Origin of the sequence: Rhizobium sp. ZX09, assembly GCF_017357485.1 — a bacterium.
GTDB lineage: Bacteria > Pseudomonadota > Alphaproteobacteria > Rhizobiales > Rhizobiaceae > Agrobacterium > Agrobacterium pusense.
In genome coordinates, this window is record NZ_CP031364.1 from 2,056,150 (window position 1) to 2,077,644 (window position 21,495).

A 21,495-nucleotide genomic window follows, 5' to 3' on the forward strand; every position below is an offset into this window, starting at 1 on the left:
CGATGCTTTCCTTGGCTTCCTGCTGCTTAAAGGTGCTGGTTTCCTTAAGTTGGAAAGCATCCAGCCAGTCACGCCTTCGCAGAAATTGCGCCGAGCTCTTCAAGATCGAGATCATGCTCAAGCTCCCTTAAAGTTTCATCATCGATCTTCCCTTCGCGTCGCAGACGAATAAGTTCCTTTCTGCCGGCGGCGACAGCCTGAAGAACGACATCAAAGTGGGCATGAAGAAGTGGCGAATATTTCTCGGTGCTTTCGGCGTATCTGACACTTGCCGCCAGCCGGTGTTCGTATCTCTTCAGGAGTTGGGGATGGATGAGTTCCCCACTTTCGTCGTAGGCAAGCCCCTGCACGGCTGCGAGCTGGACCTGCGCCATGGCGGCTTCAGCCTCACTCATCGTCATCGGTGCGCGCTCCGGTTCGATATTGCCGAGCCCCGCCCAGGCGATAATCCACCCAAGCGTCGTTCCCTGTATGAGAACGGTTCCCACGATAACCGCGAATGCCATGACCAGAATGAAGTCACGTCCGGGAAAATCCTCCGGCAGGCTGAGCGCAAGTGCCAGCGTCACGACGCCGCGCATGCCTGCCCAGCCGAGCGCCGTCGCCCCTCCTGCTCCGAGGGGCGTCGAGCGAGCGACCTTGAGCCCGTGAAAAAACCTGATGACCAGATCCGATGTGAATATCCACACGAACCGCGCGATGACGAGCGTAACGAGGATTACGGCCGCGGGGAGTGCCATCGAACCAACCAGTGAGCCAAAGCCGCCGCCACGTTCAACGACGTCTCGCAGCGATAGTCCTATCAGGATGAAAACCATAGCCTCCATCAGGAAAACAAGGACGTTCCAGAATGAGGTGCCGCGCATTCGCGTCGCCGCAGAAAAGACGGTGTGCTGATGCCATGACGCTATCAGCCCGGCCGTTACGGTGGCGATTACACCGGACGCATGGACCTGTTCCGCCAAAAGATAGGCGATCCATGACAAGATTGCGGTGGCGGCAATGATGAGGTACTCGTCGCCAAGGTGCCGGACGAGCTTTACCCATGCGAAGCCAACGACCACGCCGGTTGCGGCGCCTCCAAGGGCCAGAAAAATGAAGGTGCCGATTGCGTCGGTGGTGCTGAATGTACTTCCGGCCGCAGCCGCTACAGCAAAACGAAAGAGCACGAGCCCGCTGGCGTCGTTGAGAAGGCTCTCACCTTCAAGAAGGATTTGCAGACGCCTCGGAATCTTGACCCTTTCCAGCACGGCACGGGCTGAGACGGCGTCCGGAGGTGAGACGATGGCGCCAAGGGCCGCGCAGGCCGCCCATGGCAGAGACGGCATCAGGAGGTGAACAACGACCGCGATGACGATTGTCGTGAACAGCACTGCACCGATCGCGAGAGATGCAATTCCGAAGACGTGTCGTTTCAGGCGATCGACGGCGATCGACCACGCTCCGTCGAGAAGCAGTGGCGGTAGAAATATAACAAGAACCAGTTCCGGATTGACAGCGATCGTGGGCAAGCCGGGAAGGAACGCCAGCGTTCCCCCGCCCACCAGTAGCGCTACGGATGGCGGCAGGCCCATGCGATGTGCGATGTAGTGCAGCACGATGATGGCGAGAAACATCGCGATCACGAGTTCGAACAGATGCGTGCCGTCCATATGCGCCCCCAATCCGCGTCGGACTCACATCAAATGACGAGATTTGCGAAAAAGCAACGCAGTCATTTCTGCTGGTTTGACCGAGTTCCGGCAATTATCACCGGTTCTTTAGGCAGCGCCGCACCGTTCTCGCTTTCAGGAAGCGCCGCGATGGCAGCCTTGAGGCCTACGCCGCTGACCCGGGTACTCATCATATCCCTCGTAAGGGCGGTAATAATTCCGGCAGCTTCGTGGGGCGGCAGGCCGCCGTCCCGGATATTGGAGACGCAGTTGCGGTTGGAATCCGGGTTTCCCGGCGCCGGGCCATAAGTGATATAGGCACCGAGGCTGTCGGCAGCGGATAGTCCCGGACGTTCGCCTACAAGCACGATCGTCAACTGGGCACCCAACGCCTTACCGACCGGATCACCAATGGCGACCCGAGCTTGATTAGCAAGGACAATTGGCGGGGACGAAAGCTCAAGTGCTGCCAGCCTCGGAACAAGCGCCTCGATCAGAGGCACCGCATTGAGGTCAACCGCGCTGGACGAAAGGCCGTCCGCGACGATGATTGCGACATCACAGCCTTCGGCCGTCCTTTTTTGTTTGAGGCGGGCCGTAGATTCTGCTGAAAGCTGCCGCCCGAGATCAGGCCGGCGCACATAGATGCTGCGGTCACGTGCCGCGCTGTCAACATTGACAACCGAAAGGCCGAGGCGATTGAGCCTATCCGTCAGCGAGCGCTGATCGACGCTTGTCCAAACGGCCTCACGAGCCCGAGCGTGGTCGAGAAGAAAGGCGAGTTGTGCGCGTGTCGGAAGGCCTGCTCCATGGCGGCCAAGCGAAACACGGGCATCGGTCAAGTCCTTGAGGCTGGGAGCTGTGTTCCTGGTTGCCGGTTTGAGCATTCTCACCACCTCAGGCTCCAATCAGGTTGCTGTTTCGGACATAATTGGACAGCGCGACAGGCTCGCCAGCCATGGCACCGTGGCGATCGGTCAGCCCTATATCAAACAGCCATTTCTCGAATTCCGGCGCTGGCGGTCGCTTCAGGGTCTCACGGCAATAGACGGCGTCGTGATGGGAAAGAGACTGGTAGTTGAGCATGATGTCGTCTGCGCCGGGAACTGTGATGACGAAGTTGACATTTGCCGCGCAAAGCAGGGTGAGGAGCGTGTCCATATCCTCCTGATCAGCGTCAGCGTGATTTGTGTAACAAACGTCCACACCCATCGGCAGGCCAAGGAGCTTTCCGCAGAAATGATCCTCAATGCCGGCTCTGATAATCTGCTTGCCGTTGAAGAGATATTCGGGTCCGATGAAACCTACAACCGTGTTTACAAGCAGCGGGTCGAATTCGCGGGCAACCGCATAGGCGCGTGTTTCCATCGTCTGCTGGTCGACGCCGAAATGGGCGTCGGCGGAAAGCGCCGCTCCCTGGCCTGTTTCAAAATACATGACGTTGGCGCCCGGTGGGCTGCGCTTGAGCGATCGGGCCGCTTCATGCGCTTCCTTGAGCAAGGCGAGGTCAATGCCAAAACCGCGATTGGCTTTCTCCGAGCCGGCAACGGACTGGAACACAAGGTCGACAGGTGCGGATCTTTCCATCGCCTGCATCGCTGTCGTGACATGTCCAAGGCAGCAGGTCTGCGTAGGGATAACCAGCTTCTCCCGCAATTCGTCGAGCAGTGAGACGATGCGAATGTAATCATCCGTTGCATCGGTTGCGGGATTGACGCCGATAACGGCATCTCCAGATCCCATGAGGAGACCATCGATTGCAGAGGCGATGATGCCGCGGCTGTCATCTGTTGGATGATTTGGCTGATTTCGAGTTGAAAGCCGGCCGGCGAGCCCCAAGGTGTTTCGGAAACGTGTAACGACATTGCGTTTGGCCGAGACAGCGATCATGTCCTGAAGCCGCATGATTTTCGATACCGCGGCAACCATTTCCGGGGTGAGGCCCCACGTCACCGCCTCCAGCTTTCGCTGCGTCGTCTCGGGACGTAGCAGCCATTCGCGAAATTCGCCTACGGTAAGCGAGGAGACCGGCGCAAACGCTGCCGCATCATGCCGTTCAGCGATCAGCCGTGAGACCTCGTCTTCGTCGGACGAAATCAGTTCTTCGCCCAGAAATGCCTTGAGCGGCAGATCGGCGAGCGCCATCTGCGCGGCGAGCCTCTCGACCGGACCTTCGGCGGCGATTCCCGCGAGTTGGTCGCCGGAGCGCTCCGGCGTTGCCTTCGCCATGAGGTCCCTCAGGTCATCAAAACGAAATACAGTTTTCTCGATCGTCATCGTGTGGGGCATAGGGTGGATTACCGGTTGAGAAGTGTGAGGGCGTGATCATGGAGTTTTGGGTTGGCCGACGCCAAAACGCGGCCATCCGAATGAAATGACAGCGCGTTGCCATGCCAGTCGGTGATTGAACCGCCAGCGCCGGTCACGATTGGCACGAGCGCCATGTAGTCATAGGGTTGCAGGCCGGTTTCGAGCGCGATCTCGCAATGGCCAGATGCGAGGAGGCCGTAAATATAGCAATCACCCCCGAACCGTCGCAGCCTGGTTGCCTTGGACAGACGTTCGAAGCACGCGATGTCGGCGCCTGTGAACATATCGGGTGAGGTCGTGTAGAACCGAGCGTCAGAGAGATTTGCGTTGCTGCTGGTTCGTGCCGGTTTTCCGGCAAATGTTGTTCCTCCCGGCTGTCCCAGCCACCGCTCGCCGGTTGCGGGAATATCGACTACGCCACAGTATGGTTTGCTCTGATAGGCTAGCGAAATCAGCGTGCCAAATAATGGAAAGCCGGTGATAAAGCTCTTTGTGCCGTCGATCGGGTCCAGCACCCAAGTGAAGGCGTCACCTTTCTTGACGCCAAACTCCTCACCATAAATCCCATGGTCTGGAAAACGCGCCTCAATCATCTCGCGAAGATGTTCCTCGATTGCACGGTCGGCTATCGTGACCGGGCTGTCGTCGAGTTTCGACATGACGTCCAGTGGCGTTCTGAAATAGGAAAGCGCCAGCGGACGTGCAGCGTCGGCGAGCGCTTCGGCAAAGGCGAGGTAAGGCGCTGCCTCTTGCAAATGGATTGCGTCGGTGGTCATCAGAGCGCTTTCAGGAAAAGGGGCCAGCGAGGATCATGGATGATCGAGCGGGCGCGCATGTGTTTCCATATCCCGTATTTGTAGAAGTCGAAATCAAGCGTCGAAATCCGGTTCTGCACCATCGCCCATGTGCTCCACTTGATGTCGGCCAGCGCCTTGTGCACGATAAAGCGGGCATGAGACGCCTTGTTGTAGAAGCCGAAATATTCCTCGATGATTTCGCAGTCGATGTCCTCGGAATAGAACATTTCGCCGCTCCAGATCGCCAGATCGTAGAGGCGTTCGTTGTTCGAGGCATATTCGAAATCGATAAGCTTGATAGACTTGTCGTCGCCAATCAGGAAATTTCCCGGCATGGGATCGTTGAAGCACGGAACGAGATCAAGCCCGGAAGCCTCAAGCGCTGCGCGTGCCTGCTTGTAGGAGCGGAACAGCCAGTCGTGGTCGAGCGGCCAATGGCCGCCGAGTGCTCTTGCCTGATCAAAATGCTCGTCAATCATGTCGAACACGGTTTTTGTCAGCGGCAGCGCAGGGGCATCGTGAAACTGCCGGTACACACGCACCGCCTCGTTTCTGATCGCTATGTCGGCGAAATCCTTATGGGTCGAGGCGCGGCGGCCGTCGATAAATTCAGCGATTTCGATATCGAGGTGATCGAGATAATCGAACGTCTTCGGCCCGACGCCGATCGCCTCGGCCTGCTTGCTCGCCGCAGCCGCAGCCTTGCGGTCGATGAACATCTCCGTGCCGCGACCAGGGATTTTCAGAAAATATCCCAGGTCGTCACCTTCTACCTCTATGCGAAAATTGGTGTTGCTGATGCCTCCGGAAACCGGACGGTAGCGCAATCGCCTGCCTTGCCACGGTTTAACCTGGATGATTGCGGCTTCCAGCGCCCTTTCGGCATCCGATCGTGCCATTCCCAGTTCGTTCATAGGCTTGTTCCCGTTATCGTTTTTAGCCCAATGTTTTAAGTGCAGACCTAGAGTGTCCGCAGTCTGGCTTCGAAGTCTGGATGGCCCAGCAACATTCGGCAGCGCAGGAAACGCCAGCCGGCATGTTTCAGGAATTCGACACCCTTCGGTGGTGACCGAAGCTCCAGCACGAGGCTTCGTAAGGCCCAATAGAGGTCGTCCGCCGCAGCATAGACCCGGCAGCGACTGAAGGCCTTTTCGGTGAACGCGCCATCGTGCATTTCCAGCAGCGGCTTCATCTGGCTCTCGAACTGGTAAAGTTCATTCATCAGCACGCCGAGCTGATAATAGGGGTCGATGTCGGCTGCCATGTCGAAATCGACGAGCTTCAAAGAACCATCGGGGCCAAGCATGACATTCGACGTCTGCGTATCACCGTGGGCCGGTTTCACATCGATACCTGCTGCCGTCACCGCCTCGCGGATTGGCCTCATCCATGACAGCATCCACTCGGCATCACCGGGCACACCGCCATCGCCAGCGGAAACGATCGACCAAAGTTCGTCTATCCCGTCAAAGACCGACCACCTTTGACCGATGGGGGCACCGGTTGCGATTGTTGTCTGCATTTCTATCAGTCGGGCGGCCCTTGCCGGCTGCATAAGATCGTCGATCCTGGCCGTCCGCCAGCCGTTTGCGAGGAGTGAAAAAAGGGTTGCACGTGTCTTCTTGTCGTAAGCGATGGGTTCGGGTGAGAAGCCGAGTTCATGAAAACGGGTCGCGGCAGCAAACGCCGCCTCGCCATCGACCAGATCAGCGACTTCATCAGCACCAAGGCGAAGGAAATATTGCGCTTCCCCTTCATCGCTTGTCACTGCGTAGCCGTTGGACTCGACGGCGTGGTAAGACGGTGATGCGACGGCAGTCGTTGAGGGAGTATAGGCTGGTCGGTTTCCGACCACGGCAGAAAACGCAAGAAGTGCGTCCTCCGCGCGGTTTTCCAGCGGGTTTTGCGGCGATCCCACTATTTTCATTCGGCAGCCTCGACGAGTTCTGCGGCCTGCAAGCCTTCGCAGGCGATCCGGTAGAGCATGTCGGCAAGGATCTGCGTGCCAGCGGCCTGGTCTTCAGGGGAGGTATATTCAGTTGGATGATGGATGACGCCATCACGACTGTGCACCGCAAGTACCACCGCCGGGCAAACCGCTGACATCGCAACCGAGTCATGGCCGCCGATCGTATCGAGGTGGCGAGCGCTCAACCCGAGATTTGCTGCTGCACTTTCAGCAAGAGCAATTAGTCCAGGCGCGAATTTCCCAGCCTTGCGACGGTCAATAGAGCGTACTTCAGAGGTTACTCCTGCCCTTAATGCAGCCTCATCGATCTTGATTTTCATCTTGCGCTCGGCATCCGCCAGAACGTCCGGCGAGCCTGATCGCAATTCAATGAACAGTACGGCTTCGGCGGGCACTACATTTGGTGAGTTGGGAAAGACTTCAAGTCGCCCGACCGAAGTATGCAAGTCGAGACCATGCTCGGTCGAGATTTGTTTAAGGTCGGCGATCAGATAGGCAGCGGCCAGCAACGCATCCTTCCGGTCTGCCATCGGAGTGGCGCCCGTGTGGGCCTGACGGCCGAGGAAGGCGAGACGATATTTCGTAGCGCCCCAGAAGCGTGTAAAGATACCGAACCGCTCGCCGGCATTGCTAAGTGTCGTGTCTCCCTCGATATGCAGTTCGATCAGCGCGTCGGGGATTTCGACCTTGTCTTTTCCAGCGTAACCAATTTCCTCCAGCGACTGGCGCACGGTGATGCCGTCGCCATCTGCTCTATCCAACGCCCATTCGAGTTCCGTTGCCCCGGCAAAAACACTGCTGCCTAAAAGGCTTGGCTGGAAACGTGCGCCTTCTTCGTTGGTCCAGTTGACGATCTGAAAGTTGCAGGCGGAAAGCCGGCCCTCAGCCTTGAGGCGCTCGGTCACGGCGAGAACCGCTTCGCAGCCCGCGATGACGCCAAGCGCGCCATCGAAGCGCCCACCGTTCGGCTGACTGTCGATGTGCGAACCGACCATGATCACCGGAGCATTGGCGCCAGCCAGCGTCATCTTGCCGAACTGGTTGCCAATGGCATCGATGGACTGCGTGAAACCGTTATCGGCAAACCAGCGGCCGAGCCAATCGCGCGCCATGCCGTCTTCTCTGGACAGTGTAAGGCGTGTCATCGATCCGTCAGGACCGCCGCCGAAGGTAGACACGGCCTCCATCAGCGTCTGAAGGCGCTCGGCATTGATAGGGGCGGGAGAGGAAGGAACGTCAGGCATGTATGATTTCCACGTTTGATTGATTGAATTGTTCCGAGAATTCCCGGGCCATCACGCCACTGGTTACGACCGCGTCAATGTCATTGAGGCCGAAGGTGTGAATGGAGCCAAGGCGGCCAAATTTCGAGCTGTCGGCAACGACTACTGAGCGTTTGGCCTGCGCCTTGGCAACGCGGCGCAAGACGGCCTCGTCCTCACCGAAGTCCATGAAGCCGCGATCGGAATGGATGGCGCTGATGGCAATTATGGCCAGATCAAAGAAATGCTCTTTCAGAGCGGCAACGGTTTCATGTCCGTAAGTCGCCTGGTATTCGGGCCGCATACGTCCGCCGAGAACGCGGACGCTCGCCTGCGGCAGGTGGAAAAAATGGGCAGCGACAGCCAGAGAATTGCTGACGACAGTGATATCCTTGCGGCTTTCGAGATGTTTCAGGCAGGCAAGGGTCGTCGTACCGGTATCGATGAACACCTTCATCCCGTCTTCGACCAGGGCAGCTGCTGCCTCACCGATCCGTGCTTTTTCCCGAGACGCGACGCGCAGACGCTCGGTAAAGGGTTGATCGCTTTCCTGCTGGTCGAGAACTGCACCACCATAAACCCGGCGGGCATAACCGCGTGCCTCCAGTTCCTTCAGGTCACGCCGGATTGATTCCTGACTGACATGCAGATGATCGGCGAGTTCCTTCACGTTGACGCGCTGGGTCTGTTTCAGCGTGTCGAGGATAAGCTTGAGGCGATGTTCCGTGAAACTCATGAATATTCCCTGGATGCTAGCGACGGTCGGAACCACATTGCCGGGCGACTACGTTCAGGCCGAAGCCATTTGAGGTGTTTGTGTATCACCGCCGGCGAGTGACGGTACCAGATGACAGGCGGCGAAGTCCTGGCTGCCTCGTACAGTCAGAACAGGCTGAAGGTTGCCACATTTCGCCATTGCATGCGGACAGCGCGACTTGAAGCTGCAACCGGTGGGAATGTCGATCGGGCTTGGCGGCTCGCCCTCGAGAAGGCAATCTTCCGGCTGGTAACGGCGTTCCTCAAGCGTTGGCATCGCGCTTAAAAGCGCCATGGTATAGGGGTGGCCAGGATCGAAGAATAACCGCTCATTGTCGGCCAGTTCGAAGACCTCGCCGAGATACATCACCGCGACGCGGTTACAAACCTTGCGGACCATCGCGAGGTCATGGGAGATGAAGATGTAGGTGAGGTCGTATTCTTTCTGCAGTTTCTGGAAAAGATCGAGCAGCTTGAATTGCTCCGTCTGGTCGAGTGCAGATAGCGTCTCGTCCATGATGAGAATTTCCGGCTCCAGCACAAGTGCGCGGGCGACATTGATCCGTTGGCGCTGGCCGGCACTCAGGCCTATCGGCAGCTCTTCATAGAGATCGGTCGACAGGCCGACTTCTCCCATCACCCTGAGTACGCGTTCGCGAATCTTGGCGCTGTCTTTCCACCCGTGAGTGCGAAGCGGGCCCTCCAGCATCTTGCCGACAGAAGTGCGGGGCGGAAGCGAGCCGAACGGATCCTGCAGAACCATCTGAAGCTTCTTGCGGAACGAAAGAAGGTCCTTGCCGCTCAGGGTCGCTATATCATTGTCGCCGCACAGGACCTGACCGGAGCTTGGTAACTCCAATCGGCTAAGGAGCCTCATCAGCGTGGATTTACCACAGCCGGATTCGCCGACGATCGCAAAACTATCGCCACGACGGACATCAAAGGTGACGTTTCTGACGGCACGGACGTGATTGAAACCGCCAAAGCCGGTTTTCTTTCTGACCTTGTAGATCTGCGACGCGTCGCGCAAACTCAGGACGGTGTCGCGCTTGTCATTCAGGCGCGGGATCTCGCTTTTCTCGATCCAGATCTTCGGCGTCTGCTGAACAAGGTCCTTCGTGTAGGCATGGGCAGGCGCCGCGATCAACCGCTCGGTCTCCTGCTCTTCGATGATGCGGCCTTCCTCCATCACCAGCATACGGTCGCAGGCTTCGCGGGCCACCGGCAGGGAAGAGGAGACGAACAAGACGGCCGTGTCGAAGCTTGAAGTCAGTTCCTTCATCAGACGAATGACTTGAGCGGCAACGGTGACATCGAGCGGTTGAGTCACATTGTCGGCGATGAGAAGCGCGGGATTGGTAACCAGAGCATCAACGATCAGGGCGCGCTGCATCATGCCGCCGGAAAATTGAGAGGGGTAATCGCTGAAACGGCTGCGCGCAGATGGAATTCGGACCGCCTCAAGCAACTCTATTGTTCTTTTTTCCGCCTCCTGCCGAGACGTGCCCGGCACCACTGCACACAGCTTCTCCACGATCTGAGAACCGACCGGAAGAGTTGGATCGAGGGCGCCCATCGGGTTGGCGCCAACATAGGCGACACGCCTGCGCAAGACGCGCATCTCGCTCTCAGGGATGCCGTAGATATCCTTGCCTTCGAAGAGCACGCTGCCGGATTGCAAGGCGAGTGGGGCTTCCAGCCAGTTGACGACGGCTTTTGAGAGAACCGTCTTGCCAGCACCGCTGGCGCCGACGACGCCAACGATTTCGCGTGGCGCGATGCTGAAAGATATATCATCGAGAATGATCTTCGGCTGGGCCCCGCGTCTGGCAGCAACAGTGACATTCCTGAGTTGGAGAAGCGGCTGGCTCATCACTCTGACCCTCCGTGAACGGTGTTTCGGGCACGCTCCAGAGAGGCGCCGATAAGATTGATGCTGGTCAACGTCAGGCCGAGGAACACGCCTGGCATGGTGGCGATCCACCACGCATTGAGAAGGTATTTCCGCCCATCCGCGATGATATTGCCGAAGGTGGGAGTCGGCGGCTGGACGCCTAGGCCTAGGAAACCGAGGGTCGATTCAAAAATCATCATTCGCGCCACGTCTAACACGGAGGTGAAGATCACGGGCGGGAGCAGCAGGGGCAGAAGCAAGCCGATGATGATGCGAACATCGGTCGAGCCACCCAGCTTTGCGGCGCGCACATATTCCCGTTGTCTCTCTGTCATGACGATACTGCGCATGATGCGCGCATAGACAGGCCAGCTCGACAGACCAAGGACAAGAACAATAGCGGGAATCGTTGGGCGTGAGACGCCGAGGACGGCGATCGCCAGAATGATCATGGGAATTGAAAGCTGTGCGTCGGTGAGACGCATGATCAGCATGTCTATGCGACCGCCGAAATATCCGGCGATGGTTCCGAGGGCGCATCCGATGATGAGCGTCACCGCAACCGAGGCGATACCGATCAGGAAAGAGTAACGCAGGCCGACAAGCGAGCGAACCAGCATGTCGCGACCGATCTGGTCAGTGCCAAGCGGATGGAGCCAGCTCCAGTTGTCCCCCATGAAAAGCGGTGGCAGGAGGCGCGCTTTCACATCCATCTTGGTTGGGTCGATACCGCTGATCTCAGGATAAAGAGCCGCTGAGATCGCAAGCAGGAGGAAGATTGCAAGGCCGATGCGAAAACCGGGCGTGGAGGCGGCGCGGTCAAAGATACGCCTTGCAATAGAGCGGCTCGCGGCCTTCGATACGAGCGGGGTGTCGAGTGCGGATGTGATGGACATCAGTATTCCAGCCTTGGATCGATGGTTGTTGCGACAAGATCGACGATGATGTTGATCAGCACGAAAATCGCACTGGTCACGATGGCAATGCCCTGGATCAGCGGAAAGTCACGCTGCAGCACAGCATTGATCGTCAGAAGACCAAGTCCCGGATAATCGAAGATGTATTCGACGATAATGACGCCACCGAGCAAACCGGAGAACTGCACGCCGAGCAGATTGAGCAAGGGAACTGAGGCATTGCGCAGTGCGTGGTTGGAAATGATCCGAGCCTTGCTCAAGCCACGCACGCGGCCGACCGAAACATAAGGCTCCATCATCTGCCCCGACACGGAACTGACCAGCGTGCGGATCAGAACCGGCGACAATTCGACCGCCAGTACGATGGCGGGCAGGATCGTATAGGCAAAGCCCTGATAGCCGATCGCAGGCAGCCAGCCGAGCTTGACTGAAAAGAGCAGAGCCAGAACGATGCCGAGCCAGAAATTCGGCAGCGAGATGAAGACCGAGGAAATGTAGAATGCCAGCTTGTCGGGCCATCTGCCGATCGACAGTCCGCCGGCAATGCCGACAATTGCAGAAAAGATCAGCGCGATCACCAGTGTGACAGCCGCAAGCTGGAGCGTCATCGGCAGGGCGTCGAATATCAGGTCGAAGACTTTTGCGCGCTCACCGCGCGTCGTGTCGTTGAATGTGGCTCCGCCTGTCGAAGCGCCGTTTGCCGGGCGCACGAAGGACTGACCGAGATCGCCGCGAACGACGCCGCTCATATACCTGCCGAATTGCACCGGGATGGGATCGCGCAGGCCCATGTCGGTCGCGATCTTCTCGATCAGCGCCTCGGGCGCCATGCCGCCCGCCATGAGGCGCACCGGATCTCCCGGCACTACCCGCAACAGGGTGAAGATCAGCAGGGAGACGAGGAATATGATGATGGCACCCTGGAAAAGGCGCCGCATCAGGAAGTTCACGGCAAACATTCAGCCACTCCGCTCGAAAACTTACGTGAAAGTCTGCACGCCTCCAAAGGAAAGGCGGCGTGCAGATGAATGTTGTCAGGCAGCCGGTTTGGTGGCATCGATCGATCCGTCCGGATAGATGTACATGCCTTCAAAGTCCTTCTGCATGGCGTGGATCATCACCGAGGTGAACAAGGAGAGCGCCGGCATTTTCGAAGCTATGAGCGGCATGGTTTCCTCCTGAAGGATTTTCTTGCGTTCCTCCAATGTCGGTGCCGAACGCTCTTTGTCGAGGCTGGCATCGATATCCTTGTCCTCGATGCCGCAGATGCGGTGGGAGGTGGAGTGGAAATGAGTGCGCAGCACGAGATCGGGTTCCGGCGAAGCCGTCGACCAGCCGCAATCCACCATGTGGCCCGGGCCGCCGCCTGGGCGATGATAAAGTTGCTCGTTCCAGGCCGCCGGCTCAAGCACGGTCAGGCTGACGTTGAAGCCCTGTTCCTGCAACATGGCCGTGATCATCTCGCCATATTCCTTCGTCTTCGGGTAGAAGCCGACAGAGGTGATGTATTCGAGCGGCGGCAGCCCTTTGCCGTTCGGGAAACCGGCTTCGGCCAGCAGGGCCTGTGCCTTTTCCGGGTCGAATTTCGGGTAGTCGGGCAGGTCGACATAGCCGAACTTGACCGGCGATACGAAGTTGGATGAGGCGTGGCCCGCCGAACCCATCAACTCCATGATCATGTCCCGGTCGATCGAATGGCAGGCCGCCAGACGAATACGCGGATCGTCAAAAGGTGCTTTCGAGCAGCGGAACCACAGATACTTGTTTTCGACCGAAACGACCTTGTTGATGAATATTGCCGGATTGTCCGTGATCGAATCCACCTGTTCGGGCTCAAGCCGTTCGACGATCGAAGCCTGACCATTCATCAATGACAGCATCCGGGTGGTAGAGTCGCCGGTGAAGGTGAAATTGATACCGGGAATGGCGGGTTTGCCTTTGAAATAGCCATCATAGGCTTCCATCACGGTGTCGTTGCCGCGCTGCTCGACAAACTTGAACGGGCCGGTCCCGTTGAGCCGCTGCGACAGCGGACCACCGGCCCCGCCGGCGATATCCTTGGCCGACATGATTGGCAGGAAGGATGCAAGGAAGATGAAGAGGTGGGCCGGATAACCGCCCTTCGATGTATCGACGATGACGGTGAAATCATCAGGTGTTTCGATGCTTAGGGTTTCGGTGGGGCCGGGATACCACTGTGCCGGACGATCTGCCCGCGAGCCGTATTCAAAGGTTGCCTTGACGTCTTCCGCCTTGAAGGGCTTGCCGTCATGAAAGACGATGCCGTCGCGCAGTTTGATCTGCAGGCGGTGGGGATCAAGCAGCTTGATGTCGGTTGCCAGCTCGTAGACGACCGCACCCGGGTCGTCGAGCTTCATCGGCGTGCGGGTCAGAAAACCCATCACGAAGCCTTCGATGTTCTTCTGCGACAGTGTGGTGTGAGCGGTCGGGTCCCAGTTGCCGGTGATGTTTTCGGCCGACAGGAAGGTCATTGTCTTGCCGGCCTGTGCAAAAGCCGACGAAATGAAGAAGTCAGGATTAATCTGCATATAGCCCGCAACAGCGGCGGCGCCAACAGAGCCTTGAAGGAAGCGGCGGCGACTGAATTCTGAACCCATTGAGTTCCCCTTTTCTATTTTGAGCAAACCGTCAAATCAGTCAAAACGGTCAAATCAGTCAAAAGCAAAAGGCGTGCCAAGTCGACTTTTGTAGGGAATTCGCGCCTTCTCATTCAGCGTGTTTGTGGGATTTGACCATTTATTGGTCGATTGAGAAACAATTAATCGGCGGGCGCATTCGCTGAAAGACCAATCGTGGCCGTCTCCCCGTCAGCTCCTCTAGTCGACGCTGGTCGCCGGTAAGGCACGCAAAGCAAAATCGCGGCGCTAGCAGGCAGTCCTGACAAGGGTGTTTAAAAGAAGATTCGACTTTTTGCGTGCCTTATCTAAAGCGCCTGGGCCGTTTTAGGATAATGACGGGCAGCACCTCTTGCTGCGTTTAGATGGTTCAGCATCAGTTGCGAGGCCTTGGTTTTGTCACCCTCTGATATGGCGGCGATAATGCTGAGATGTTCGCGGCACCAATCACGTACCCGACGACGATTGGAGTATCCACCGAACTCCAGCAGGCGCCTTAACCTGTTTTGCTGCTGAATGGCCTGAAGAAAGAAAATATTGCCGCTGAAACCCGCGATCATTTCATGAAACTGAGCGTCCGTTTCAAACAGAAGGCGTGGATCTACATTTGCGATATCTGGATGACCTTCAAGGTAAATATGTTCCAGCCGCGAACGCTCAAGCAATCCCGCGTCAAACTTGAAACTGCTGAGAAGCAGGCCGGCCGGCTCGAGTGTGCTTCGGTAATCGTAACTGTCACGCAGCGCAACCTGTGAATCGAGTGTCGGCCGAAAAGTCCAGCCGCGGCCGCTATTGCGTGAGAGCAGGCCATCATTGACGAGGTGCGTCAAAGTCCGTTGCAGAAGTGTTCGGTCGATGTTGTAGCGCCGGGTTAGTTCCGCCTGCGTGATGCTGTCGCCCAGAATGCCGGACAGTCTGTCTTCGACGATGCGGGCGTAGAGATCCTGATCGGCGGTCGCCGGCACTTCCAGCTCGGTGCGATGGAGCGCTACCTGTTGTGCCTTGAGAAAAAAGCCCTGGTTCTTCCTGGCCTCGACTATCCCGCGTTCGGCCAGAAGATTGAGAGCCGCTCTGACAGGGGTGCGCGACACGCCGAGCATGTCACCCAGTTGTTGCTCGCGCAGATGATGGCCGATCTCGAATTTAGCGTCGCGAATAAGATCCAGAATCTGGTTGGCGAGGCGATGCCGGCTCTGCCGTGCGTTGGTCGTCACTGCCTGGAGGATTTTTGTATCGCTATCTGACATGTTGTACAATCGTAAGGCTTCGTTTTGTGTAGCCTACTAAAAGCCTTTCCTTTGGGAAAGTCTATCTCCCCTTGGTGATCGCGTGTTGAATTAAGCGCTCAAACTCAATCAAGGGGCGAAAAAATCGAGAATGTGGCAAAAATGGTCAATATGAGCAAATAATAGGCACAAATCGGAATTGCTTAATATTTTGCTTTCTGGCTTGACTTATCGTTTTTCTGAATTGTATTGTTGTAGTCATAAAATGCAATGTGACTGAACAATAATAAGGGAACTCGCATGCTTAAGAACATTCTCGCTGCACTCATCCTGCCTTTTGGCATGGCCGCCACGGCCTCCGCCGCCGAGCTTCCGGCAAGCGGACTGGTGGAGAAGGGGGCGCTGACATACGGTGTCGCTGCGACCTTCGCTCCCTTCGAATTTCAGAAGGACGGCCAGCTCACGGGCTTTGACATCGATCTCATCGCCGCACTGTCCAAGAAGCTGAAAGCCGAGACAAAGCCGATGAACATGGAGTTCAAGGGCCTCATTCCTGCGCTTATCGGCGGCCGCATCGACCTCATCAACTCGGCCATGTACATCAATCCCGCGCGCTCCGAGCAAGTTGACTTCATTCCCTATCTGAAGATCGGCAATAGGGTGATCGTTCAGGCTGGTAATCCGAAGAAGATCACCGGCCGCGACGACAGCCTTTGCGGAAAGACGATCTCCGTTACGCTCGGCGGCATTCAGGAAAGCCAGGCGCGCGCCGATGATACACGCTGCAAGGCAAAAGGACTTGAAGCCGTCAAGGTGCTGACCTTCCCGACCGCCCAGGACTCCGCGCTGACCCTGCGTCAGGGCCGTGCCGATGTGACCTTCGATTCCACGCCGGGCGCCATCGAACTGCAGGGCGCCGTTCCCGGCGTTTATGAAACAGTTGGTGAAGAATTCGAGTCCAACACCAGCATCGGCATGGCAACCCGCAAGGGGGATGCGGCCCTTCAGTCTTCCATCAAGGCCGCGCTTGGCGAGATCGTTGCTGACGGCTCTTACAAAGCGTTGATCGAGAAGTGGAAGCTTCCCGCAACGGTTTCAATCTTCAACTGAACCGGCTGATAAACAACAGAAAAGGAGAGCGGGATGTCACTTGATCTGGTCTTCGACTATGTCTTTTCACCCGCTTTCTTCCAGGGCGCGCTGCTGACCCTCATCATTACCGTGACGTCGTTGTTCTTCGGAATGATAACCGGCCTCATCGTTGCGCTGCTGCAGGAGTCCCGCTTAAAGCCGCTAAAGATATTCACGCTTGTCTATTTGTGGATATTCCGCGGCACGCCAGTCCTGTTTCAGATCATTTTCATCTACAACGTGTTGCCGAGCTTCGGCATCATGCTGTCGGCCTTCGTCAGTGCCGTTATCGCGCTGTCGCTCAACGAAGGTGCCTATATGGCGGAGATCATTCGTTCTGGTCTTCAGGCCGTCAAGAAAGGCCAGAGGACGGCCGGTCTTGCCCTTGGCATGAGCCGCTTTGCCGTCATGCGCTACATCGTCATTCCGCAGGCTGCTCGTATCGTATTGCCGCCAACGGGAAACCAGATGATCGGAATGCTGAAGACGAGTGCGCTCGTGTCAGTGGTGGCGGTGGAGGAACTGCTTCTCGTCGCAAACCAGACCGCAAGTTCCAACTTCAGATATTTCGAAGCGCTGACCGCCGCGGGCATCTATTATCTGGTACTCACCACCATTTTCATGGGCTTGCAGTACCTCCTCGAGCGGGCGCTTGATCGTAAAAGGCCGCGCGGGAAGAAACGTGCCGTCTCCTGGATGGAGCGCCTGACGGCGCTCACGGAAAAAGCGGAAGCCCGATGATGGAAAACGCGATGACATTCACACAGAACAAACCGCTGCTGGAAATCATGGGGATCAACAAGAGCTTCGGCGATCTGCAGATTTTAAAGGCTTGCAGTCTCAATGTCCGAAGCCGGGAAACCATGGTGATTATCGGCCCGTCCGGTTCCGGCAAGTCGACCCTGTTGCGCTGCATCAATCTGCTTGAGCCCGCAGATGACGGTAACATTTTCTTTGAGGGTAATGACATTGCCCGCGAATTGCGCCGCGCTGCCGAAATCCGCCGGCAGATCGGCATGGTGTTTCAGAATTTCGAGCTTTTCCAGCATCTCACCGCCATCGAGAACATCATGCTTGCACCCATGAAGGTCCTCGGCTTGAGCCGCAGCGATGCCCATGACATTGCCATGGATCTTCTGAAGAAGGTTCGTATTCCCGAGCGCGCCGATTTCTTCCCCGACGAGCTCTCCGGCGGGCAGCAGCAGCGTATCGCGATTGCCCGCGCGCTCGCCATGAAACCGAAGCTGATGCTCTATGATGAGCCCACGTCGGCTCTGGACCCGGAAATGATCCGCGAAGTGCTTGATGTCATGGCCGAGCTCAGCAGCGAGGGCATGACCAGTATCGTGGTGACCCACGAAATGGGTTTTGCCAAACGGGCGGCAGACCAGATCGTCTTCATGGAAAACGGCGAGGTGATCGAAAACGCCTCGCGCGATGACTTTTTCGGTGGAACCGTCAACGAGCGGGCCACACGCTTTCTCGACCAGATCCTGCACTAGGTGACATGCAATCATGACCAACAAGCCAGACATCGCACGCATGAAGCGCGAACTTGCGGAAATCATCGCCATCCGCAGCGAAAACCCGCCAGGCGGCGAGGGGGATGTCGCCATCTATGTCGAGCGCCTGCTGAAGGAGGAGGGCTTCTCGGTATCTCTCACCGAATACAAGCCAGGACGCTTCAACGTTGAAGCCAGGATGGAGAACGGCCCCGGTCCCGTCTTCGCTTTTAATACGCATATGGACACGGTGCCTGCGGGCGACGGCTGGACGTCCGACGCGTTCACGCTTAGTGAGAAGGATGGCAAGCTCTTCGGTCGCGGCGCCTGCGACTGCAAGGGGCCGTTGATTGCCATGATCGAAGCGATGCGCATGCTGGCGGCAGACCGCACCAGCTGGTCGGGGACGCTTCTTGGCGTTTTCGTCGGCGACGAGGAGATCGCAAGCGAAGGTGCCAAGTTTTACGCCGCGACGAAACCGAAGATCGATTTCGCAGTAGTTGGCGAGCCGACGTCCAATACGACCTATTCGGCCCATAAGGGCAGCCTTCGCCCGGTCGTGCGCGTTCATGGCGTCACCGCCCATTCAGGCACACCGCATCTTGGTGACAACGCCATCTACCGCGCGGGCCAGCTTCTGACATTGATTGAGGCCTATCACAATGAGGTCGTTCGCAAGCGGACGCATCCGCTTGTCGGTGAAGCGAGCCTCACGGTCACGCGCATTTCCGGCGGACATGCGGACAACGTGCTTCCCGGCTCCTGCGATCTGTTGCTCGACAGGCGCATGGTGCCGGGCGAAGACGAGGATGCGGTCAAGCAGGAGTTCGCGATACTGCTGAAAGACGCTCAAGATCGTTTCGGCGTGAAGGCTGAGATCGTGGATTACAAGGCGACGACCGGCAGCGCCACGGAAACGGCCGGCGATCACCCCGTCGTTATTGCGAGTTTGAGTTCCTGCAAGGAGAACGGCACAGCCTACCCCGGCCCCTTCGGGTTCCAGGGCGGCTGTGATCTCGTGCATTTTCGCGCGCTCGGAGCGCAGGGAACGGTGATCGGGCCGGGCAGCCTGTCCGTTGCCCATAAGGCGGACGAATTTGTGCCGCTGGACGAATTCATCACCTGTAGCGTCATCTATCGCGATGTTGGGAGAAAGATGCTGCGGCCAAACCCATGAAAGCCTCCCTTCACAGAGCACAGCTTCGATATGGCGGCGGGCTTCTCCTTCATACAGCGTCCTCTGGCCCGGTCGACGGGCTCGACACGCTCTATCTCATGCTTGAGCATGGCCCGCACACGGGTATTGGCGAAGTCCGCATCAATATTGCTTACCTCAATGGTATCAGCCCGGCGCTATGCCTTGAAAAGACCCTGAGCTTTCTGGGCGATATGGACTGGTCGCTGGAACCGGCAGCGATGCAGGCGGAACTTGCTCTTCAAAGGGATGTCATCGCGCCCGTTCGCATGCTCGTCGATATCGCCCTTCACGATCTGATCGCGCGGGAAAACGGCGTGACGGTCTCAACCATGCTTGGCGGAAGCGCGGCTTCGGTCGTGCGTTATCGCACCAACCAGACCCTGTTCATATCCTCGACCGAACGGTTTTTGGCGCAGGCCGAAGCCTATGTGGCGCGCGGTTTTCGCGATCTGAAAGTTCGTGTCGGCGGCGGTGACTTCGCCGAGGACGTGGCACGCATTGCAGCCTTGCGTCAGCGGTTCGGCGACGCCGTCAAGCTGGCGATTGACGCCAACGGATCCTGGGGCGAAGCGGAAGCCGCTGAGAATTTGCGGGTGCTGACGCGGTTCGGGCTCTACTATGTCGAGCAGCCGGTTGGCCCCGGTGACTGGGATATGCTGAACCGTCTCGCCGAGGCAAGCCCTCTGCCGCTGATGCTGGATGAAAGCGTCGCCACATCTGCGGATATGGCCGCCATCGTGGCTGCCGGAGGCCGGCTTTGGGCACACCTCAAGCTCGTCAAACTCGGCGGCATCGCCGCCAGCTTTGCCGCAGCAAAGCGGCTTTCGGAGGCAAATATCCCCTTCATGGTCGGGCAGATGAACGAGGGCGCGGTCGCGACGGCAGCCGCACTGCATCTGAGTTGTGCGACCGGCCCCCGCTTCGCCGAACTCTATGGCGCGGACGGGCTGGAGAACGATGCTGCGAGCGGACTGGTCTACCGGGATGGCGGCGTCGAAGGCCCTGCTGACGCCGGTTTGGGTTTGGAATTCGATGCGTCGAAGGCGCATCTCGTCAAGGAGTTTGAAGCATGAACATTGCCAGCGATATCATCCAGGGACAGGAATCCGCTTTTCCGAGGGAAGAATATGCGCGCCGTCAGGCACTTGCCCGTGAGGGGCTCGCAGCCGCTGGCCTCGACGCGCTTGTGGTGACCGGGCCGGAAAACATCTTTTATCTGACGGGGCAGCAGACACCCGGTTATTACACGTTCCAGGCGTTGATCCTGCCTGCGGATGGCGATCCGGTATTCCTGATCCGTCAGCTCGAATATTTCAACTTCACCGCCAACACCTTCATCTCCGACGCGGTCGTCTATCAGGATGGCGAGGACCCGCTCGGCCTTCTGGTGAAGCTGATTGAGAACCGTGGCCTCGCCTCCAAGCGCATTGCCATCGACAAGCGCGGTTGGTTCCTGCCCATTGCGGTCTATGAGGCGCTGCAGGCGCGCCTCGGCGCGATTGGGGATGGCGCTGGCGTCATCGAGAAATTTCGTGCCGTCAAGTCGCCGCTGGAAGTGGAAAAGCTTGAGAAAGCTGCGGCCTATGTGGATGAGGGCATGCGCGCGGGACTTGCCGCCGTGCGCGTCGGTGCCACCGAGAACGATCTTGTTGCCGCAATGATGGGATCTGCCATCGCCGCCGGTTCTGAATATCTCGGCATGGAGCCGCTTGTGTCCGTTGGTCCGCGCACCGGCGTGCCGCACGGCACCTGGCGGCGTCGGGCGATTGCGGCGAGCGATCCGGCATTTCTGGAAATGGCGGCCTGCCACGACCGTTACCACGCCGCGCTGATGCGCTCCGCCTGGATCGGCGAACCGCCAAAGGAAGCTGCCGACATGATGAAAGTCTGCCAGGAGGCGCTGCAGGTCTCGCTTGATACCATCCGTCCAGGCGAGGCCTGCGAAGTGCCACATATCGCCTGCCAGAAGGTCATCGACCGCGCGGGTTATACCGAAAACTTCAAGAAGCGCCTGGGATACAGCGTCGGCATTTCCTTTGCGCCGGATTGGGGCGAGGGGGCAATCCTCAGTCTCAATGCCGGTGTTAAGACCGAGCTGCAACCTGGCATGACCTTCCACCTGCCGCCGGCGCTTCGCATCTATGGCCGCTTCACGGTGGGCGTCAGCGAAACGATCGTCATCACCGAGACAGGTTATCGCGCGCTCGGCACAATCGACCGCGATCTGCTGATCGTCTGAAGCAAA

The 21,495-nt window shown here is 57.9% G+C and carries 19 protein-coding genes; 6 read left to right on the plus strand and 13 right to left on the minus strand.

All coding sequences use genetic code 11. From position 1 onward, the window contains the following. Nucleotides 1-68 precede the first annotated feature (68 nt). The 13 genes from BTN45_RS24080 to BTN45_RS24140 all read right to left on the minus strand — a co-directional run bounded on the left by BTN45_RS24080 (nt 69) and on the right by BTN45_RS24140 (nt 15,440). A complete protein-coding gene (locus BTN45_RS24080) occupies nt 69-1,652 on the minus strand; it encodes a Na+/H+ antiporter (RefSeq protein WP_207591528.1) in 1,584 nt (527 codons plus the stop codon). A 62-nt stretch (nt 1,653-1,714) separates the two neighbouring features. Continuing rightward, a complete protein-coding gene (gene eutC / locus BTN45_RS24085; RefSeq protein ID WP_207591529.1) occupies nt 1,715-2,539 on the minus strand; it encodes an ethanolamine ammonia-lyase subunit EutC in 825 nt (274 codons plus the stop codon). 10 nt (nt 2,540-2,549) lie between these two features. Further along, nucleotides 2,550-3,941, minus strand: a complete 1,392-nt coding sequence (locus BTN45_RS24090) for an ethanolamine ammonia-lyase subunit EutB (RefSeq protein ID WP_207591533.1) — start codon at nt 3,939-3,941, stop codon at nt 2,550-2,552. Between the two features lie 8 nt (nt 3,942-3,949). After that, the gene (gene hisN / locus BTN45_RS24095; RefSeq protein WP_207591536.1) at nt 3,950-4,738 is read right to left on the minus strand and encodes a histidinol-phosphatase; all 789 of its coding nucleotides are present in this window, start codon (nt 4,736-4,738) and stop codon (nt 3,950-3,952) included. Then, a complete protein-coding gene (locus BTN45_RS24100) occupies nt 4,738-5,673 on the minus strand; it encodes a choline/ethanolamine kinase family protein (protein ID WP_207591537.1) in 936 nt (311 codons plus the stop codon). Before BTN45_RS24100 ends, hisN begins: the two co-directional genes overlap by 1 nt. Before the next feature lie 47 nt (nt 5,674-5,720). After that, complete coding sequence (locus BTN45_RS24105; protein WP_207591538.1) at nt 5,721-6,686, minus strand: phosphotransferase; 966 nt, start codon at nt 6,684-6,686, stop codon at nt 5,721-5,723. Then, nucleotides 6,683-7,972 carry a Zn-dependent hydrolase gene (locus BTN45_RS24110; RefSeq protein WP_207591539.1) on the minus strand — a complete coding sequence of 430 codons (1,290 nt, stop codon included), beginning with the start codon at nt 7,970-7,972 and terminating at the stop codon, nt 6,683-6,685. The genes BTN45_RS24105 and BTN45_RS24110 overlap by 4 nt, the downstream gene beginning before the upstream one ends. Next, nucleotides 7,965-8,726: a DeoR/GlpR family DNA-binding transcription regulator gene (locus BTN45_RS24115; RefSeq protein WP_006700553.1), complete on the minus strand. Its 762-nt coding sequence runs from the start codon at nt 8,724-8,726 to the stop codon at nt 7,965-7,967. Before BTN45_RS24115 ends, BTN45_RS24110 begins: the two co-directional genes overlap by 8 nt. Before the next feature lie 54 nt (nt 8,727-8,780). Then, nucleotides 8,781-10,619: an ABC transporter ATP-binding protein gene (locus tag BTN45_RS24120; protein WP_207591540.1), complete on the minus strand. Its 1,839-nt coding sequence runs from the start codon at nt 10,617-10,619 to the stop codon at nt 8,781-8,783. Next, nucleotides 10,619-11,536 carry an ABC transporter permease gene (locus BTN45_RS24125; protein ID WP_035210544.1) on the minus strand — a complete coding sequence of 306 codons (918 nt, stop codon included), beginning with the start codon at nt 11,534-11,536 and terminating at the stop codon, nt 10,619-10,621. Before BTN45_RS24125 ends, BTN45_RS24120 begins: the two co-directional genes overlap by 1 nt. Beyond that, nucleotides 11,536-12,516, minus strand: coding sequence for an ABC transporter permease (locus BTN45_RS24130; RefSeq protein ID WP_207591542.1), 981 nt, complete (start codon nt 12,514-12,516; stop codon nt 11,536-11,538). Before BTN45_RS24130 ends, BTN45_RS24125 begins: the two co-directional genes overlap by 1 nt. A gap of 75 nt (nt 12,517-12,591) precedes the next feature. Beyond that, nucleotides 12,592-14,175, minus strand: coding sequence for an ABC transporter substrate-binding protein (locus BTN45_RS24135; protein WP_207591544.1), 1,584 nt, complete (start codon nt 14,173-14,175; stop codon nt 12,592-12,594). A 326-nt stretch (nt 14,176-14,501) separates the two neighbouring features. Then, nucleotides 14,502-15,440, minus strand: a complete 939-nt coding sequence (locus BTN45_RS24140; protein WP_207591546.1) for a GntR family transcriptional regulator — start codon at nt 15,438-15,440, stop codon at nt 14,502-14,504. A 279-nt stretch (nt 15,441-15,719) separates the two neighbouring features. On the opposite strand from BTN45_RS24140, the gene BTN45_RS24145 reads away from it, so the two are divergent. The 6 genes from BTN45_RS24145 to BTN45_RS24170 are packed head-to-tail and all read left to right on the plus strand — an operon-like array spanning nt 15,720 to nt 21,489. Next, entirely contained in the window at nt 15,720-16,529 is an 810-nt protein-coding gene (locus BTN45_RS24145) for an ABC transporter substrate-binding protein (protein WP_207591548.1), read from the plus strand. A gap of 33 nt (nt 16,530-16,562) precedes the next feature. Further along, nucleotides 16,563-17,291, plus strand: coding sequence for an amino acid ABC transporter permease (locus BTN45_RS24150; RefSeq protein ID WP_207591549.1), 729 nt, complete (start codon nt 16,563-16,565; stop codon nt 17,289-17,291). Nucleotides 17,292-17,302: 11 nt separating this feature from the next. Beyond that, nucleotides 17,303-18,052: an amino acid ABC transporter ATP-binding protein gene (locus BTN45_RS24155; protein WP_281434757.1), complete on the plus strand. Its 750-nt coding sequence runs from the start codon at nt 17,303-17,305 to the stop codon at nt 18,050-18,052. A gap of 13 nt (nt 18,053-18,065) precedes the next feature. Next, nucleotides 18,066-19,229 carry a M20 family metallopeptidase gene (locus BTN45_RS24160; protein ID WP_207591550.1) on the plus strand — a complete coding sequence of 388 codons (1,164 nt, stop codon included), beginning with the start codon at nt 18,066-18,068 and terminating at the stop codon, nt 19,227-19,229. Continuing rightward, complete coding sequence (locus tag BTN45_RS24165) at nt 19,226-20,323, plus strand: mandelate racemase/muconate lactonizing enzyme family protein (RefSeq protein WP_207591551.1); 1,098 nt, start codon at nt 19,226-19,228, stop codon at nt 20,321-20,323. The genes BTN45_RS24160 and BTN45_RS24165 overlap by 4 nt, the downstream gene beginning before the upstream one ends. Continuing rightward, complete coding sequence (locus tag BTN45_RS24170; protein WP_207591552.1) at nt 20,320-21,489, plus strand: Xaa-Pro peptidase family protein; 1,170 nt, start codon at nt 20,320-20,322, stop codon at nt 21,487-21,489. Before BTN45_RS24165 ends, BTN45_RS24170 begins: the two co-directional genes overlap by 4 nt. Nucleotides 21,490-21,495: the final 6 nt, after the last annotated feature.

What these genes read in the sequence shown, in the direction of transcription:
- BTN45_RS24080 (WP_207591528.1), bottom strand. Translation starts at nt 1,652, where the DNA reads ATGGACGGCACGCATCTGTTCGAACTCGTGATCGCGATGTTTCTCGCC.
- eutC (WP_207591529.1), bottom strand. Translation starts at nt 2,539, where the DNA reads ATGCTCAAACCGGCAACCAGGAACACAGCTCCCAGCCTCAAGGACTTG.
- BTN45_RS24090 (WP_207591533.1), bottom strand. Translation starts at nt 3,941, where the DNA reads ATGCCCCACACGATGACGATCGAGAAAACTGTATTTCGTTTTGATGAC.
- hisN (WP_207591536.1), bottom strand. Translation starts at nt 4,738, where the DNA reads ATGACCACCGACGCAATCCATTTGCAAGAGGCAGCGCCTTACCTCGCC.
- BTN45_RS24100 (WP_207591537.1), bottom strand. Translation starts at nt 5,673, where the DNA reads ATGAACGAACTGGGAATGGCACGATCGGATGCCGAAAGGGCGCTGGAA.
- BTN45_RS24105 (WP_207591538.1), bottom strand. Translation starts at nt 6,686, where the DNA reads ATGAAAATAGTGGGATCGCCGCAAAACCCGCTGGAAAACCGCGCGGAG.
- BTN45_RS24110 (WP_207591539.1), bottom strand. Translation starts at nt 7,972, where the DNA reads ATGCCTGACGTTCCTTCCTCTCCCGCCCCTATCAATGCCGAGCGCCTT.
- BTN45_RS24115 (WP_006700553.1), bottom strand. Translation starts at nt 8,726, where the DNA reads ATGAGTTTCACGGAACATCGCCTCAAGCTTATCCTCGACACGCTGAAA.
- BTN45_RS24120 (WP_207591540.1), bottom strand. Translation starts at nt 10,619, where the DNA reads ATGAGCCAGCCGCTTCTCCAACTCAGGAATGTCACTGTTGCTGCCAGA.
- BTN45_RS24125 (WP_035210544.1), bottom strand. Translation starts at nt 11,536, where the DNA reads ATGTCCATCACATCCGCACTCGACACCCCGCTCGTATCGAAGGCCGCG.
- BTN45_RS24130 (WP_207591542.1), bottom strand. Translation starts at nt 12,516, where the DNA reads ATGTTTGCCGTGAACTTCCTGATGCGGCGCCTTTTCCAGGGTGCCATC.
- BTN45_RS24135 (WP_207591544.1), bottom strand. Translation starts at nt 14,175, where the DNA reads ATGGGTTCAGAATTCAGTCGCCGCCGCTTCCTTCAAGGCTCTGTTGGC.
- BTN45_RS24140 (WP_207591546.1), bottom strand. Translation starts at nt 15,440, where the DNA reads ATGTCAGATAGCGATACAAAAATCCTCCAGGCAGTGACGACCAACGCA.
- BTN45_RS24145 (WP_207591548.1), top strand. Translation starts at nt 15,720, where the DNA reads ATGCTTAAGAACATTCTCGCTGCACTCATCCTGCCTTTTGGCATGGCC.
- BTN45_RS24150 (WP_207591549.1), top strand. Translation starts at nt 16,563, where the DNA reads ATGTCACTTGATCTGGTCTTCGACTATGTCTTTTCACCCGCTTTCTTC.
- BTN45_RS24155 (WP_281434757.1), top strand. Translation starts at nt 17,303, where the DNA reads ATGACATTCACACAGAACAAACCGCTGCTGGAAATCATGGGGATCAAC.
- BTN45_RS24160 (WP_207591550.1), top strand. Translation starts at nt 18,066, where the DNA reads ATGACCAACAAGCCAGACATCGCACGCATGAAGCGCGAACTTGCGGAA.
- BTN45_RS24165 (WP_207591551.1), top strand. Translation starts at nt 19,226, where the DNA reads ATGAAAGCCTCCCTTCACAGAGCACAGCTTCGATATGGCGGCGGGCTT.
- BTN45_RS24170 (WP_207591552.1), top strand. Translation starts at nt 20,320, where the DNA reads ATGAACATTGCCAGCGATATCATCCAGGGACAGGAATCCGCTTTTCCG.